Here is a 17,917-nt window from a genome sequence, read left to right as displayed (position 1 = left end):
CCCGCTCACGGTGCGGGCGCCGGTAGCGGTACGTACGCGGCCCCCGGTACCACGCGCATGCCCAGCCCCCGGACCCGGTAGATGCAGGTGTCGTCGCCCCACAGCGACGCGTCCGCCACGGCATAGGGGCCCCGCGCGTCCGTGCCGCTCTCCACGATGTCCATGTCCACCCGGATCAGCCGGTCGGCCGGGGTGATCTGACCGCGGTACGTCCAGGTCACCTCGCGGCCGGGCAGCACCGGTTCGAACCCGGGGGCGGCGATCCCGTCGGCCGCTCCTTGTTCGAGCAGGTGGAACTGGAGGAGCTGGCACATGGCCTCGATCCCCAACGAGCCGGGCTGCACCGGGTCCTGGAAGAAATGGGCCCGGAAGAACCACGCGTCCGGGTGGACGTCCTTCTCCGACCTCAGCCGGCCGAGTCCCGCGCTTCCGCCGTCCGGCCAGTAGCCCGTGATCCGGTCCAGCATCAGCAACATCGGTCCCGGCAGGCGTGGTTCGCCCGAGCAGTACCGGGCGGGGCGGGCGGTCAGGTCGACCGTACGGCCGCAGGGCTCGGACAGACGGGTCCGGTCGTCCGCCGAAGTCGCCAGGCCCTGCTGGTCGTCGAAGGCCGCCGGGGGGAAGTAGCCGAAGACCGTGGACAGTTCGAACACGCCCATGTCGTCGGCGGTGCACGTCACCCGGAACGACTCGATGATCATGTCTCCGCTGTGCGACAGACGTGTCAGTTCGGCCCTGGTGCGGACCGTACGCGTCGCCGGGGTGACCTCGCCGGTGACGGTTCCCGTCCCGTCGAGGTTGCGGAACAGCAGGTCCGTCCCGCTGGTCGTCGCGCTGCCCACGTACGAGGCGAGCCACCCGCAGGGCTGCAGCGCGACCTCCATGAGGACGGCGAACGGCATGGTGCGGCCGGCGTTCTCCTCGAAGAACCACGCCCGGTCCGGTACGTCGTACTCGGCGACGACGACGCTGCCCTCCCGCATCCCGCCCTGCGGACCGTCCACCGACACGATCCGGCTCATGAAGTGGTACGGAGGTCCGGGCAGCCTGGCCACCCGCCGGGTGCCGTCGAAGGGTTCGTACATCGCGCCGAACGCCTCGCTCGGCCGGCCCCAGGCGCACGCCAGCAACGACGCCCGGTCGAAGGGCAATCCGTCGGCCGCCACGGCCACCGGCCCCTCCTCCCGGTGCCCCGCCAGCCCGCCCAGCCGCGGCAGCGGCACCGGCACCCCGTCGGCCTGCACCGCGGGCGGGCCGGTGTGCCGCCAGTGCGACAGCGGCCAGTCGGGGACCAGCCGGAGCGCCATGCCACGGCCCAGGAACGCCTTCACCCCGTCGACCGAGCCGAGGACATCGGCGTGGAGGGTCGGCACCGGACCGGCCGAGACGCCGCGTACGAACAGCTCGTACACGACCCGCCGGGACTCCGGGGTCGCCTGGCCCCGGCACATCGCCGTCGCGGGCTGCTCGTCGACCGGTTCGAACCGCCAGCCGTCCCGGTCGACGGTGAAGCCCATGGCCGTCAGATAGAACGCCATCGCCTGGAGACCGCCCTGCAGCATCAGTGTGCCCGGCATGCAGGGGTCGTTCTTGAAGTGCCCGGTGAAGAACCAGTCGTCGGGCGAAACCGCGGTCTCCGCGCGCAGATATCCACGGCCCCATGGCCCACCGGACGGGTTGAACGCCGTGACCTCGTCCAGCAGCCGCAGCCGCTCCTCGTCCAGCACGGGCGACCGCACATGGGCCGCCGTCGCCTCCCAGCCGGGCCCGAAGCACTCCGCCGGACGCCCCTGCGCCAGCGCGCGCAGCAGGTCCGTGCCGAACCGGCTCCGCTCGCAGCGCAATGCCGGCGGATCGAGCGGCAGACCGTCCCCGGGCGCGTGCTCGGCGGGATCCCAGCGGACCCCACCGCTGCCGGCCAGCTCCGCCGGGGTGAAGAAGCCGGCCTGGCCCTCGCGGACACTGAGCCGCAGCTCACCGTCCACGTAACAGTCGTAGTGGAAGAAGGCCAGCCGGACCCCGTCCGCCTCCGCGTGGCCGTCGACATGGATCTCGAAGCACAGGGTGTCGCCGGGGCGCGGCGGGCTGCCGTGGAACGTCACCTCGCAGCCGAGCAGCCGGTAGGCGCGCTCGCCCCGGTTGAGGAGATCGACCCCCAGCCAGCTGAGCAGCAGCAGATCGGCCTGGCCCGCCTCGATCAGCACCCCGGCCGGCATCCGCCCCGTGGAGTCCAGGTACCAGCTGTCGGGCAGGACATCGGTCTCCGTCCAGATCCTCCCGTCCGTGCGGACCGGGCCCGGCAGCACGAGCGCCGCGGGCACCGCGTCGATGCCGGTGACCCGGTCGGCGAAGAGCATGGGCGGCCCGGGCATCCGGGTCTGCACCGCGTAGCCGTCCTGCTCGGCGAAGCGCGGACCGAACAGGGCGGAGATCTCACGGGAGGCGAGATGCTCCAGCTGGGCGCGGTCGAAGGCCGGCCCCTGCGCTGCCGCTGGAGTGGCGGGCAGGCGTACGGGCGCCTCGGCGGGCAGACGTACGGGCGCTGGTGCGGATCCCGCGGTGGTTGCCGCGGTGGTCAGCGCCGTGACGGTGCGCGCGGACATGCGCAGGAACCGCTGGTGCGCCTCGGTGTGCGCGGCCATGACCTCCTGGTGCACCGCCGCGACCCGCAGGTGCTGCCGGGCGATCAGGCCGCCGACCCCCGCTGTCCCCGGCTCCCGGTCGGCTCCGGCGGGCGGCCGGGACCGCTGGGCCGGGGCGGAGGGCGGCACGGCGACGGCGATGTCGGTGGACGGTGGCGGGCCGGGGTTCCGGTCCGGTACCGGGGCCAGTTCGGGGGCCCGGGGCAGTACGGTCACGGCGGGCTCCAGGGGCGGTAGGCGCGGAGAGGGGGGTACGGGAACGGTGACCGCGGGGCCGGGGTGCGGGAGGTCCGTCGCGGCCTCGGCGAGTCGGGCGAGCAGCGCGTCGGCGTCCACCGGCACTCCGGCGACGACGAGTTCGCCGACCGCGAGACACAGCTGCCGCAGCCCGGTGTCGCCCGGGGCGTCCAGCGCGACGGCCACATGCTCCCGGTCGCCGAGCACCCGCTGGATCCAGCCGGTGCACAGTTTTCGCGGCCCGTGCTCCACGAAGATCCGGACCCCGTCCGCCCACGCCTGCTCGATGGTGGCCGCGAAGTCGATCGTTCCGAGGCCCTGGGCGGTGAGCGCCTCGGCGGCCCGCTCGGTCGTCGGCCGGTACGCCCGGCCGGTGGCCCCGCTGTAGAACCGGACCCCGGGCACCTCGACCGTGGGGCGGCGGTGGGCCTCGCGCCACACCTCGCGGACCTCCGCCAACTCCGGGGCGTGGGCGGCCATGTCGTAGTCCAGCTCGATCGCCAGGTCGGCGCCGATCCTCGCCACGACGGCCGAGCACGCCCGGGACTCGCCACCGATGACACAGACCCCGGGCGCGTTCACCGCCATCAGATGGACCGCGGCCTCCCCGGCCAGCTCCGCCCGGACGGTCTCCACCGGTGCGGCGATCAGATGGCTCGACCACCTCTCTCCCCGGATGCCCCGCTGCCGCCAGTAGCGCCGCACCGCCCGCAGTTCACCGGTGAGTTCGGTGGTGAACAGACCGCTGTCCCGGGTGGCTTCGTACAGCCCCGGGGCGTCCGGCCAGGCGCCCAGCGCGACCAGTGCCGTCGACTCGCCCGAGGAGTAGCCGATCGCGGCGTCCGGCCGCAGCCCGAGGACATCACGGCTGAACACCGTGTGGAAGACGGCCAGTTCGGCGACCGCCCAGATCTGTCCGAGCACGCCGGGCTCCTCCCGAGCCCGCAGCCGCGCCCCCACCGCCCGGTGCCGTTCCCGGACGGTCTCGCCCAGCGACGGCCACGCGAGCGCCAGTTCATGGCCCATTCCGGGGTAGGCGGCCGAGCCGTTGGTGTACACGAAGGCGGTCTGCCCGGTGACGGGACCGTCCCGGTACAGGACATCGGCCGGACGGATCCCGCCCTCCGTCAGCCAACGGCGGGCCGCTTCCCTGCGGTTCGCCGACGAGGTGCCGCCGTCGACCACGAGCGCCAGCCGGGCCGGGCCCGCCGAGGACTCCGTACCGGATTCCAGCGCGGCCAGCACGCCCGCGCGGTCGGCCCCGGAGAACACCTGGAGGCGCGGGGCCGGGCCCCGCAGCCACGGCCGGGCGTCCCCCGCGCGCAGCCGTACGCTCGCGGGCGGCCCCTCCAGCGGTGCGACCACGGCCCGCGCGGTGTGGGCGACGGCCGCGGTGTCCGCGGGCCCGCCCGGGCGGGGGATCGCGCGGTGCTGGAGCGAGAGCGCCGCCACCGCGACGGAGACCAGCCCGGACGCCGCGTGAGCACGCCCGAACGCGGACGCCGGGTCGAACACCGCGTCCGGGCCGTCGCCGATGACCATGTCGGGGGTGCCGTCGGCCTCCTCGTCCAGCAGCGCGACGACGGTGTCGCCGTCCCCGCGGGCGGCGTCCAGGGACTTGAGGACCAGCACGACCGCCGCGTCCCCGGCCTCTTCCGTCCGGCCGAGCTCCCGCAGGGCGGCCCGGTGGACGGCTTCGCAGGACAGGTCGGTGGCGCCGACGAGCGCGGCATCGGCCTCGCCCGAGCGGATGGCCCGCGCCGCGACCTCCAGCGCCACCAGCCCGGACGCCTCCTCCGCCGACACCGTGAACCCGGGCCCGGCCAGGTCCAGTTGGGTGCTGATGCGGTTCGCCGCGAGGTTCGGCATGCTGCCCACCACACCCTCCGCCGTCATCGGCGGGGTGAACGCCTCCCGGGCGAGATCCGCCGCCCCGTCCGTGATCCGCGCACCCGACCGCTCCAGCCAGTACGGAATCCGCCAGCGGGCGCCCGCGCGGGCCACCTCCGGGTCCACCCCCGTACCGATGACCACCATGGTCCGCTCACGGGGCAGACGCACCGTCCGTACGGCCTCCCGGGCGGCCTCCAGGACCAGGAGCTGATGGCGTACGGTCCGCTCCAGCGCCAGCGGCGGGAAGCACAGGTCCGTCAACTCCACGGCGATCTCCGCGACAGGGCCCCGCCGTTCACCGCCCAGCACCGCCCGGCGCAGGTCCTCGGCGGACGTTCCCTCACCGACCCGCGCGCCGACGGCCACGATCGCCACCGGTGTGCGGGTGCGGGGTGCGTCGGCTGCCGGGGGCGAGGGCGGAGCCGGTTCCGGGGCAGGGGCAGCGCCTGCGGCTCGGGGCGTCGGTCCGTCGGCCCGAGCGGTGGAGAGCGGGGCGCGCACCGGCCGGGGGCCCGCAGGCGGGGCGGCGCTGTCCGGGGCGTCGACGATCAGGTGGGCGTTGGTCCCGCCGAAACCGAAGGCGCTGACCGCCGCCCTGCGCGGCCCCGCCCACTCCTCCGGCGCGCCCAGCACCCGCAACGGCGTGCCCGCCAGCGCGTCCAGGGGCTGCTGTGCGCCGAGCGTCGCCGGCCGCACCCCCGCACGCATCGCACCGAGCACCTTAAGCAGCCCCGCCACACCCGCCGAGGCCAGCAGATGCCCGACGTTGGACTTCGCCGAACCGATGGGCACGTCCTCGGCCGCCCCGAAGACCCGGGCCATGCCGCGCGCCTCCACCGCGTCCCCGACCGGCGTCCCCGTCGCATGGCACTCGACGAGCGACACCGACTCCGGAGCGACGCCCGCCACGTCGTACGCCAGGCGCATGGCCCGCACCTGGCCCTCCTCCGACGGGCTGATCAGCCCGGAACCACGCCCGTCGTTGGACAGCCCCACACCGCGGATCACGCCGAGCACGGGCAGCTCCGCGGCACGGACGTCGGACAGCCGCATCAGGGCGACGAACCCGGCGCCCTCGCCGTGCATCAGCCCGTCCGCGTCACGGTGGAAGGGGCGGCTGCGTCCGGTGCGGCTCGTCGCGGACAGCCCGCAGAACCCCATGTGGAGGTAGAGAGGATCGGGGCGGCTGACCGCGCCCGCCACCATCAGGTCGGCCGTGCGGTCGTGCAGCCGGTCGCATGCCAGCTTGATCGCGTACAGCGAGGACGCGCAGGCGGCGTCGAGGGACCACGCCCCCGCGCCGAGGCCGAGCGCACGGGCCGCGAGGAGGGCGGGCAGCCCGGAGGAGAAGCGGTTGCGGGCGTCCGGGCGCGTATGGTGCCCGCCCGTGAGCAGGGCGTCGCGGAGCCGGGGCCGCTGTGCGGACAGCCAGACATGTTCGGCGAAGGCCGCACCGGTGGGTGTGGGGTACGACAGATTCCCCAGCACCAGCCCCCCGCGCGGCAGCCGACCGGTGCGGCCCGCCTCGGTGAGCGCCTGCCGCACCCCGTGCAGCACCCAGTGGAAGAGCGGGTCCAGCGAGGCGATCCGCTCCGGGGCGAGGTCGAAGCCGCCCGGATCGAAGACGGAGTCGAACCCGTGGACGTAACCGCCGACATCGGTCCAGGTCCGGTCGAGGTGGTCGTCCACCGAACCCATCGCCCAGCGGCGCGGCAGCCGCCACCGGTCCGCCGGGGCGGCCGACAGGCTGACGCGGCCGGCCGCGATGTTCTCCCAGAACGTGTCCGGGTCCAGCGCGCCGGGCAGCACACAGCCCCGTCCGACGACGGCGATCGGTTCGACATGCATGGGGATCTCGCTTCACGGCGGGGCCGGGCCCGGGCGGCGGGGCCGGGAGGGCGGCAGTGGGATCAGGAGTGGCGGCAGTGGGGTCAGGAATCAGGAGGGGCGGCGGACGAGTTCCACGCCGAGCAGTTCGAGCCGGACGGACCCGTCGGCGTCGATCAGTGCCGCGTCGCAACGCGCCCCCGTGTCGTGCGTCTTCCGTCCGCGCACCACACAGCGCACGGTGCCGTCCACCGGGCCGCGCCGGTGCACCCGGCATTCGGCGACGGCCATCGGCAGCGTCGCCGCACCGAGCGCCTTCTCGCCCCAGAGCAGCGCGAGTTGGAGCGCGCCGTCCACCGCGGCCGGGTCGAGCGGCCCGTGCCCGCCCGCTTCCCAGTCCAGCGCCCGCAGGCCCGCGACGGTGGCCTCGGCCCCGTGCTCCGAGACACCGCGCACCCTGCGCAGGGCATGGAACCGGGGGCCGTGGAAGAGGACGTCCCCGTCGTACGGATCGGTCCGGTCGAGCGGCTTCAGACCGTCCGGGGTGTCCCAGGCGGCCGCATCGGGCTCCTCGAACCCGGTGTCCAGCACGGCCCGGAAGCGGGCCGGGCCCTCCTCGCCCCGCAGCTCCGCCTCCAGACCCGACGGCGAACCGGGCGCGGCCCCGCCGCCGAGCACGGTGAGCCGGTGCCCCGCCCCGGACAGCTCGGGCAGGGCGTACTTCTGGTACACCCGCAGATCGCGCAGGACCAGCCGCCCAGCCTGCGGCAGCCAGGCCGTGGCCGCGCCCGCGAACCAGTCCAGGACCAGGGCCACGGGCAGCACCGGAGTCCCGGCGGGCGCGTGGTCGGCCACCTGCGGCAGCGTGTCCGCGCGCACCAGCAGCTGGGCGCGGCGCGCGGCTCCGGCCGGGGACAGGGCGGCCGGATCGTCCCCGGCCGCCAGGACGACGCAGACCTCGCCGACGGCCCCGTCCAGCTCGGCGGTGAACGCGGCGGCACCCTGCGCCAGGGGGATCAGCGGCACCCCGGACCTGCCGAAGTGCGCGGCCAGGGCCGGGGTGACCATGCCGCCCTGCCAGGGCCCCCAGGCCACGCACCGCACCAGGCAGCCGGGGCGGCGTGCCTGCTCGGCCGAGGCGACCTGGCGGAGCACCTCATTGGCCAGGGCGTAGTCGCTCTGCCCAGCGTTGCCGAACACGGCCGCCACCGAGGAGAACAGACAGATCGTGTCCAGCGGATCGTCCGCCGTCGCCGCCAGCAGCGCCCGCAGAGCGTCCACCTTGGTGGACATCACCAACTCGGCCTGCTCGTCGGTCTTGTCGGCGATCAGCTTGTCGGCCAGCACTCCCGCGCCGTGCACGATGCCGGTGACCGGCCCCCAGGTCTCGCGCACCTCGCTCAGTGCGGCGGCGAGGGCGTCGGCGTCGCGGACGTCCGCCCGCACGTATCGGACGGCTGACCCCGCCGCCTCCAACTCCGCGATGGTCGACCGTACTTCGCGCGCTGCCAGGATCTCCCGGGCCCGCTCCGCGATCCGGGCGGGCGAGGAGTCCGCCGCGAGCTCGGCCGGACGGTCCGCGAGCAGACGGGTGAGCGCCGCCTCGTCGGCCGCCGCCTCCAGCCCGGCCGGCTCGGCGGCCGGATCGGTCCGGCCCAGCAGCACGATCCGTGGACGGTGGGTCCGGGCCAGGTCGAGCAGGGCGGCGGCGGTCACCCCGCGCGCCCCGCCGGTGGCCACGATCACCGAGTCGGCGGTGATCCGGCCCGCGCCGCCGGGCGTCACGGGTTCGGCCGCCATGCGCAGGACGGCGCGGGCGCCGTCCGCGCGGAGACCGACCTCGGGGTCGCCCCCGCCCCGGAGGAGTTCCCGTACGACGGCCTCGGCGACCTCCTCGTCGTCCCGGCCGCCCCGCTCGCAGTCGACGACCCTGACCGAGGCGTCCGGCCACTCCTTCGCCGCGGTCCTGGCCAGCCCGGCGACCCCGCCCAGCCACGCCCGGCCGGCCGCGCGGCCGCCGAGCCCGAAGTCGCCCCCGGTGTCCTGGACGCTCACGAACACCCCGCCGTCCGCCGCCGCCCGTGACGCCACCGCACGCGCCGCGCGCAGCGCCGACCGGTGGACCTCCCGCGCCGCGTCCGGATCACCGCTCGCGGTGAGCGCTCCGAGGTGGATGACACCACGGGCGCCCTCGGGCACCTCCTTCGCGGCGGTCGCGTCCACGCCGTGCTCGGTGAGCTTCCGGGCCACGAGCGAGACGATCGAGCACCCGCCACCGCCCTCGCCGGTCACCACGACCGGACCGTCCAGCAGCCCCGCCGTCACCAGCCCGGACACCGGAGCCGCCACCATGCGCGGCACCAGCCGTGTCAGCGGCGGTCGTTGGGCGGCCCCGTGGTCCGCTTCCGCCGGGGCAGGGGCTTCGGCGACCACGGACGACCCGACGGTCGCGACGGGCCGGGCGTCGCCCGTGATCGCCTCGACGATCTCGCGCAGCGTACGGAGCTTGCCGAGTCGCCCGACGTCACCCGCCGCCACATCACCCACCCGCCGGCGCACGGCCGACAGGATCTCGACGCGCTTGATGGAGTCGACGCCGAGATCCGCCTCCAGCTCCATGTCCATGTTGAGCATGGCTGCGGGATAGCCCGTGAGTTGGGCCACCACCGACAGCAGCAACTCCTCCAGCTCCGACGGCGACAGGGACACCGAGTCGTCGACGGAAGCGGGAGTGGCCTCCGGCGCGGGGACCTCGCTTGCGGCAGAAGCTGACGGAACCGATGAAACCGATGAGACCGCCGGAACCGCCGGAACCGCCGGAACCGCCGGAGGTGCAGCGGCAGATGCGGCAGATGTGGCAGACGGCGCAACGGCCGCCGGTGCGGGGCGCGGTGACGCAGCACGGGGCAGCGGCAGCGGCAGCGCCGGCGCGTTGGCCGTCAGCTCCACCTCTGCGTCCGCGTCCGGCATCCCGAGCATGGCGGACAGAGTCGTCTCGGTCATGCGCAGAAACGCCATGTGGCTCTCCGCCATCAGGCGTTGGCAGGCCGCATGAGCCTCCGCCGTCTGCCGGTGGACGCTCTCGACGGCGGCGAGCCGGTCGCCGTCGGCGACAGCCGTCCCGTACGACGGCGGCTGCGGGGTGTGGATCGGGGAAGGGACGTGCGCGGGCATGGGAACCGCCGGGGTGTGGGACGCGGATACGGGAGTGGGTACGGATACGGGTGCGGGAGCCGGTGCGGGCGGCGACGCCTCGACGGACGTGGCACGCGGCGACGTCTCGACGGACGCGGCCCGTGGTGGCGGCACGGCGAACTCTGCGCGCGGCGGCGGCGCTTGACCGTAGTTGCCGCCGCTGATCTTCACGGTCATCCGGGGCTCGGGCTCCTTCGCTGCGGCTTCGGGCGGGGCGTACGGGGCCCAGAGGGTGTCGAGTTCGAGGGGGACGCCGCGTACCGCCAGTTCGCCGAGCGCGGCGTGCAAGGTGTCGGCCCCGGGGCGGGCCGACCGGTCCAGGGGCACCGCCGCGTGCTCGCGGTCGCCGAGGATCTGCCCGACCAGGCCGGTCAGCGCCGCACCCGCGCCGACCTCGACGAAGGTGCGTACCCCCGCCGCGTACATCGCCTCGATCTGGTCCTCGAAGAGCACCGGTGAGGCGAGGTGACCGGCGATCCGGCGGCGCACCTCGTCCGGCGACGACGGATACGGCCGCGCGTCCGCGTTGCCGTAGACCTGGAGCCGGGGCTCCGCGAGCGGCACCGTGCGCAGATACGCGGCGAGCGGTTCGACGGCCGGGGCGACCAGCGGACTGTGGAAGGCGGTCGACGCGGCCAGCCGACGGGTGCCGACCCCCGCCGTCGAGAACGCCTTCTCGGCACGCGCGACCGCCTCCGCCGAGCCCGAAAGCACAACCTGGCGCGGTGCGTTGTGGTTGGCGGGCCACAGGTCACCGAAGCCGCCACGGGCCAGCACCTCGGCCACCTGCGCCCGGCCCGCCGCCACCGCCAGCATCGCGCCGGAAGCGGTCGCCGCGTCCCGCATCAGCTCACCGCGGCGGCGGGCCAGGCCCACCAGCGCGTCGGCGTCCAGCGCCCCCGCGCAGTGCAGCGCCACCAGCTCGCCGAAGCTGTGGCCCGCCACGCAGTCCGGCCGCAGCCCCAGCCCCCGTACCACCTCCAGCAGCGCCAGCGCGTGCACTGCCAGTGCGGGCTGTGCCCACTCGGTGGCGTCCAACAAGGCCGCCCGAGCGGCGCGTTCCTCGTCGGTGAAGGAGGGCGGCGGGAACACGACCCGGTGCAGGGCCCGCCCGTCGAAGCGGGTCGGCCCCAGCCGGTCCCACACGGTCTGGGCAGCCGGCGCCAGCATCGCGAGACCGGCCCCCATCCCGACGTACTGGGCCCCCTGCCCCGGGAACAGGAAGCCGATACGGCCGGGCGAGCCCTTCCCGTGCGCGTACCGGATGCCGGACGGTGTGGAGAACGCCGCGTCGGGCCGCTGCCGGATCGCCTCGGCCGCCTGCGCGTACTTCTTCCGCAGGTCCTCGGCATCGGTGGCGACGACGGCCAGCCGCACCCGGGCGGCGGACGAGAAGGCGGCGTGGCTCTCCCGGGCCAGTGCGGCCAGCGGACGGCCGTCGTCCGGCAGGGGCGGGACCAGGTCCGACGGGGAGTCGCCGCTGAACAGGACGAGTTCGCTCGGGGCCGTGCGATGGCGCGGGGCCGCGCGTCCCGGTCCTGACGAGGGCGTGTACTCCTCCAGCGTGACATGGAAGTTGCTGCCGCCGAAGCCGAAACTCGACACCGCCGCGCGGCGCGGATGACCGGCCGGGCGCACCCAGGGGCGGACCTCGGTGTTGACGTAGAACGGGCCGTCCGGGGCAGCGGCTGCCGGGTTCGGCCGGTCGACCTTGACCGTCGGCGGCAGCACCTTGTGGTGCAGGGCCAGCACCGCCTTGAGCAGCCCCGCCGCACCCGCCGCGCACTTGGTGTGGCCGATCTGCGACTTGACCGAGCCGATCGCGCACCACTGGCCGTCCTTGCGCCCCGAAGCGGCGAACACCTCGGTGAGCGCGGCGAGTTCGGCGGTGTCTCCGGCCTTCGTGCCGGTCCCGTGCGCTTCGACCAGCTCCACGGTCTCCGGCCCGTAACCCGCCTCCTCGTAGGCGCGGCGCAGGGCCCGCGCCTGACCGTCGGGCAGCGGGGCGTAGATCGCTGTGCTCCTGCCGTCGGAGGAGGTGCCGATGCCCCGGATCACCGCGTGGATCCGATCGCCGTCACGCTCCGCGTCGGACAGCCGCTTCAGCGCGTACATGACGACCGCTTCGCCGAGCATGGTGCCGTCGGCCGCGGTCGAGAACGGGCGGCAGTCGCCGCTGGGGGAGAGCGCGGGCGTTTTGGAGAAGCACAGGAACATGCCGACGTCGTTCCCGGTGTCCACGCCACCGCTGATCACCAGGTCGGCCCGGCCGAGGGCCAGTTCACCGACCGCCGTCGACAGGGCCGCCAGCGAGCTGGCGCAGGCCGCGTCGGTGGTGTGGTTGACGCCGTGCAGATCGAACCGGTTGGCGATCCGGCCCGCGACCACGTTGCCGAGCAGCCCCGGGAAGGACGACTCCCGCCATGGCTCGAAGCGCGCCGCGATGCGGTCGCAGACCGCTTCCGCCTCGGCCTCGCCGAGTCCGCTCTCCCGCAGACCCGCGAGCCACAGCGGGCGCTGGGCACGCCCGTACATGTGCGGAAGCAGTTCGAGGGCGGCCGCGCCGAGAACGACACCGGTCCGGTCCCGGTCCACCCCGCCCAGGCCGCCGGCGTCCTTCAGCACCTGGTCGGCGACCATCAGGGCGAGCAGCTGGGAGGTGTCCGTCGCCGACAGGTTGGACGGCAGCACCCCGTAGGCCATCGGGTCGAAGTCCACCTCGGGCAGGAAGGCGCCCCGACGGGCGTACGTCTTGTCGGGGGCGGCCGGGTCCGGGTCGTAGTGGTCCTCCACCCGCCAGCGGGAGGCGGGCACCTCGGTGAGCAGATCGCGGCCGCCGGTCACGATCCGCCAGTAGCCGGCCGCGTCCGTCGCGCCGGGCACCAGAGCGCCCACGCCGACCACGGCGACGGGGACCTGACGGGGGGTGGAGCCGGGCACGGTCTCTCCTCGGGGTCGAACGGTCGGTACCGGCACGTCGGTCGCTCCGGGGCCGCTCACGCCAGCTCGCACGGCGGGCAGGTGAACGCTTCCGTCGGCAACGGAACGCCGTAGGTGCGCAGTTGATGGGCGCGCGTGAGCACGGCGGCCCCTTCGAGGAGGTTGAGCGCGATCTGCACCACGGACCGGTGCGCCGGCTCGGCCAGAAACGTGCCCGCCACCCACCGGTTGAACGCGCCCATCGCCGGTCCGCACCAGATCTGGTAGTCGGCCCGCCGCGCCTCCTCCCCGGAGATCGCCCACCGGCTGGAGCTGCCCAGGTACCAGCGGAACACCAGGGCCATACGGTGCTTGGGGTCGGCCTCCGCACGGGCGATCTCGGCGGGATCGCGCCGCTCCCAGAACGCGCGCGTGTGCCGCCAGGTCTCGTCGAACGGGGCGCGCAGCACATCGCGTTCGATCGAAGTGCGCAGCGCGGACGGGATCTCCTCCAGCGATCCGTGGTCCCGGTACGCCGCGTACAGCCGGCCGGCCCGCTGCGCGAACAGCGTGCCCCGGGACAACACCTGGAGCTTCACACCGAGTTCGAACATGTCGGCCGAGGGCGCCATGGCCACATCGGCGACGTCCGCCTCGCAGAGCATCGCCTTGGCCTCGTCGGACAGGCCCGCCTCGACCGCCGTCTGGTTCACCGAACCGACGACCACGTAGGACGCGCCGAGGGCGAAGGCGGCGGCCACCGCGTCCGGGGTGCCGAGACCGCCGGCCGCGCCGAGCCGGACCGGGCGGCGGTAGCCGAACCGCCGGCACAACGCGTCGCGCAGGACGGTGATCCTCGGCAGCAGCACCGACAACGGCCGGTTGTCGGTGTGCCCACCGCTGTCCGCCTCCACGGTGATGTCCTCGGCCACCGGCACCAGGGCCGCCAGCTCCGCCTCCTCGCGGGTGAGCTTCCCCCGGGCGACGAGTGGCTCCAGCAGGGCGGGCGGTGCGGGGGAGAGGAACCTCTCGGCCACCTCGGGCCGCGAGACCTTGGCGAACAGACGCGTACGCCGGACGACGCCGCCGTCCGCGCCCCGGCGCAGCCCGTGGGCCGCGCACAGCACGACCGCCGGGGTCAGCTCCATGAACGCCGACGCGGAGATCCGGGGGACGCCGCAGCGCAGCAGCAGCTCGGCGACCCGGAACTCCAGCGCCGGTTCGGCCGGTGAGTGGATGAGGTTGACACCCCAGTTCGAGCGGGACTCCAGCTCGTGCGCGAGCGTGTGCACGGCCCGCTCCACCTCGTCGTACGCCAGACCTCCCGCCCCGAAGAATCCGAGCATCTCGGCCCGGGCCATCGCCGCGACCATCGTGGTGGTCGCGATGCCGTTCGCCATCTCACCGGCGACATAGGGGAAGCGGACGCCGTGCGCCTCGCAGAACGTACGGTCGCCGAGCCACTCGGGGTACAGCGGTGGCAGCGTGCCCAGCACCTGGCCGCCGGGCGACGGGCCGGTCGCGAGCCCCAGCTCCCGGCCGTCCGGCCCGCTGACGACATGGACGGGTTCCCGGATCCGCCGGGCGCGGGCCGCGATCCCCTCGGGCGAGAAGTCCGGCGGGGGCGCGGCGGTGGCGCCGGGAACGGTGAGGACGGACACGCGAAGACTCCAACGGAAGAGGAGATCGGCAGGTCAGGAGGTCAGGAGGTCGGCCGGTCAGGAGACGGTCGTGGGGATCTGCGGTGGCAGGGGGGCGGGGAGAGGCCTGTCCTGTGGGGCCAGACCGGACCAGAGGTGGTCGAGGCCCACCGGAGCCGAGACCGCCGACGGCCCCAGCCGGACCCTGACCCGGGTGGCGTCGAACCGCCGACGATGGGCGAGGTATACCGTCACACCCGGGTAGAAGTCGATCAGCGCCTCCAGCGCCGACGGGCGCTCCGGCTTGGCGGCGACCAGGTCGATCGCGATCGGGACCAGCCGCTCCAGCAGGGCCACGACCACCGGCACGGGCACATCGCGGTCATGGACGACGTGGTACGTGTCGACCCCGCCGGAGGGCCGCAGACCGGCCAGCCGCACCATGACCTCGGCCGCGTGCTCCACCTGCAACAGGTTCAGCCGGCCGTGCGGATGTCCCACGGTGCGGACGCGCGGCCGGGGCCCGGCGAAGTCGTCCGAGGCGGGCGCGCCGCTGTACGGTGCCGGGCTCGCGGCGGCGGCGCTTCGCGCGTCGCGCAGGATCCGCTCGACGACCTGCAGTGGGTGTGAGGGCAGCTCGGGGTGCGGCGGCAGGTCGGTGACCAGAATGCTCGGCCGCAGCACGAGGACCGGACGGCCGTGCTTCCGGGACCAGGCGTGAACCAGCAGTTCCGCCTCGTACTTGGACCGTTCGTAGGCGTTCTCGAAACCATCGGTGTCGTCCAGCTCGTCCTCGTACGCCACCCCGTCCCGCCGCGCCCCGGCCACGAACGCGGTGCTCACGTGGTGGACCACGGGCGACCCACGGCCCGAGGCCGCGAGCTCCAGCACCCGCCGGGTCCCTTCGACGTTGGTCCGGCGCAGCTCGGGAAGGTCCCCTTCGAGATTGATGCTGCCCGCGCTGTGCCAGATCGCGTCGAGGCTGTCGGCCAGCTCCTGGAACGTCCGCGCGGGCAGCCCCAGCCGGGGCAGCGTCAGATCGCTCTCCACCACCCGCAGCCGATCGGGGAGCCGGGCGATGAACGCCTGTGGTGCACCCGTCACTTCGAAGAACCGGGTGATGCGGTGCAGCGCGTCCCCCGACCCGGCGTGGGCCAGGACCGTCACCGACCGATGGGCGTCGAGCAGGCGACGTAACAGGCGCAGTCCGAGGAATCCGGTGGCGCCGGTGAGTGCGACGTGCACGAGCGTGGCTCCAAGGGCGGTGAGAGGGGGCGGATCGCCGGCCGTGTGCGGAGGGAGGGCGGTGCCGCCGTTACGGAGACCGGATGCGGGAGGAGGACGACGGCACCGGCCGTCCTGCGTCGCGGATCGTCACCGGCGATCGCACCGCGCACGGTCCGGCTCGTCCGGCCGGTCCGGTGCGGCTGGTGCTTGCTCGCCGGTTCTCCGACCACCCGTCCGGACGGGTGTTATCGGGCCTTTCGGACCCGGTGATCTCCGGCGCACGGCACACAATGGCAGACGAGCGGCGGAGAACGCGCCTCGATCTCCGCTGCTCACCCGAACGAAGTACGCCACCCCGAGGCGGGTGAAGGGCCGCCGGTCCGGTGCGCGGCCGGGCGGCACCTCACCTGCGCGGCAGCCGTGCGCGGACGGATCCGTACGGCGGTGGTCGGAGCCCTGTCCTCCTTTCGGGGGAACCCGTCGCGGGAGTCCGAAGGCGGCGTCAAAGAGTCGCCATGTCGACAGTGCCTGTGGGCGGGTGGGGCCGCCGAGCCCGGCAGGACAAGGAAACCGGGGGCCGCCGGGGCCGACCGCGGATACGGCCGACGGCCGCGGGGACGACCGGAATCCGGCTGCCGGGGGCGGGGCGGCGTGCCGACGTGGGGCGGAACCGCTCCGGGCGATGGTCATCCTGATGGCCATCGCCCGGACCCGGCAGTGCGCCGGGCCGGTTCCGGGCGGACGGGCCGCCCCGAACCGGTGGCCTCCTGCCGCTCACGTCCCACCGCCCTCCGGTTCGTCAGCGCGATTCGCCCCGGCCCGAATGGGAGCCCCGAAGCCTCATGCCCGATTCCGAGCAGCGCACCCCGTCCGCCCCGCAGCCGACCCCGCCCACTTCGCCCACCCCGCAGTCGGCTCCGCCCACTTCGCCCACGCCCTCCGTCCCGTCCGCCCGGTCCGAGGCGTCCGTTCCCCCGCCCCGCCACCCCACCCACTCGGTCGACCGCGCGTTCCTCAGCCTGGAGCGCCGTCGGCCGGACGTCCGCTGGGACGCCGGTGGCATCGCCTACCTCAGCGGACCGCCGCCGTCCCTGGCGGACCTGCGCGCGTACGTGGGCTTCCGGCTCGGCGAACTGCCCCTGCTCACGAGCCGGGTGGCGGGCGGCCGGCGGTCACGCTGGCAGCCGGACGGGGACTTCGCCGTCGACCGGCATGTGCACGAGGTGGTCGCCGACGGGCCCGCCGGCTGGGACCCGGCCCTGGACACCGCGCTCAACGCCCCGTTCGCTCCCGGCGCCAACTGGGGAATCTGGCTGGTCCACGGCCATGAACCCGACAGGTACGCCGTCTGCTACCGCTTCCACCACGCCTGCCAGGACGGCGCGGCCGCCGCCATGACCTTCCGGGCCCTGCTGAGCGGAGGCGGGCCGTCCGCCCGCCCGGTGCCGGGCCGGAGCCGGCTTTCCGGGGCGCCCCGGCGGGTCGGCGCGGCCGTCGGTCTCGCCACCAGGTTCCTGGCCGGCTCGCTCGCCGTACGCGGTCACCGCCCGTACGCGGCCTTCACTCCTTCCGGCGAACGGCGGCTGTGGCGCGGTCGCGTCCGGTCGGACACCCTGCGCCGGATCGGCGCCGGCCGGGGCGGCTCGGCCCACGACGTACATCTGGCGGCCCTGGCAGGGGCGTTGTCGGTCTGGTCGGCGCGGGCCGGCGTACCGCTTCCCCGGGTGACGGCCGTGCTGCCCGTCGACGCGCGCCGCGCGGACGAGGAACAGACCTGGGGAAACCGCTGCTTCGCCCTGCCGTTCCAGCTGCCCGTGCACGCCGCCCAGGAACACCCGGACGGCCCCCGGAACACTCAGGCGCCGCTGCGACGGCTGGATCACGTCATGGCGACGACCCGGAAGCTGCGGGGCGAGACCTGGCGGCAGGCCATTCAGGACCTGGTCCGTTTCATGCCGGACGCCCCCACCGAGTGGTACCTGCGCAGGATGCTCTCCCCGCGCGTCACCAACGTCATGGCCACCTCCATGCCCCTCGCCGACCAGGGGAGCCTGGGCGACTCGCAGGTGACGGGCACCGCCCTGCTGCCCCTGCTCGTGCCGGGGCATCTCTTCGCGGTGGGGCTGTCGTTCTTCGGCGACTGGGCCGAGGTGTCCTTCCTCACCGATCGCGCCCTGCCCCTGGGGGAGTCGCTGCCCTTGCTGTGGGAGCAGGCCGTGGGCGAGCTGGCGGAGAGCACGACGCCGGCCTGAGCCGCGCGGGCGCCGCCCGCCACCCGACGCGGACGGGTCTCCGCGGGCCAACAGGAACACCTGGCACGACAACACCCGGCACGAC

General features: G+C 74.7%; 5 protein-coding genes. 1 reads left to right on the top strand and 4 read right to left on the bottom strand.

What is annotated here, in order from left to right; all coding sequences use genetic code 11:
• Nucleotides 1–5: 5 nt before the first annotated feature.
• The 4 genes from KV381_RS03295 to KV381_RS03280 all read right to left on the bottom strand — a co-directional run bounded on the left by KV381_RS03295 (nucleotide 6) and on the right by KV381_RS03280 (nucleotide 15,598).
• Nucleotides 6–6,620, bottom strand: a complete 6,615-nt coding sequence (locus tag KV381_RS03295; RefSeq protein WP_218784434.1) for a polyketide synthase — start codon at nucleotides 6,618–6,620, stop codon at nucleotides 6–8.
• A gap of 90 nt (nucleotides 6,621–6,710) precedes the next feature.
• On the bottom strand, nucleotides 6,711–12,734 hold the full coding sequence (locus KV381_RS03290) for a type I polyketide synthase (RefSeq protein ID WP_218784432.1): 6,024 nt from the start codon (nucleotides 12,732–12,734) through the stop codon (nucleotides 6,711–6,713).
• Nucleotides 12,735–12,790: 56 nt separating this feature from the next.
• Nucleotides 12,791–14,374, bottom strand: coding sequence for a PfaD family polyunsaturated fatty acid/polyketide biosynthesis protein (locus KV381_RS03285; protein WP_218784430.1), 1,584 nt, complete (start codon nucleotides 14,372–14,374; stop codon nucleotides 12,791–12,793).
• Between the two features lie 57 nt (nucleotides 14,375–14,431).
• The gene (locus KV381_RS03280) at nucleotides 14,432–15,598 is read right to left on the bottom strand and encodes an SDR family oxidoreductase (RefSeq protein WP_218784428.1); all 1,167 of its coding nucleotides are present in this window, start codon (nucleotides 15,596–15,598) and stop codon (nucleotides 14,432–14,434) included.
• 824 nt (nucleotides 15,599–16,422) lie between these two features.
• Here KV381_RS03280 and KV381_RS03275 point away from each other — a divergent pair.
• Entirely contained in the window at nucleotides 16,423–17,832 is a 1,410-nt protein-coding gene (locus KV381_RS03275; protein ID WP_218784427.1) for a wax ester/triacylglycerol synthase family O-acyltransferase, read from the top strand.
• Nucleotides 17,833–17,917 lie beyond the last annotated feature (85 nt).

Source organism: Streptomyces sp. WY228 (assembly GCF_019287315.1).
GTDB classification, from domain to species: domain Bacteria; phylum Actinomycetota; class Actinomycetes; order Streptomycetales; family Streptomycetaceae; genus Streptomyces; species Streptomyces caviscabies.
Note: the sequence above shows the minus strand (reverse complement) of the source record. Positions and strands in the feature narration are given on the sequence as shown.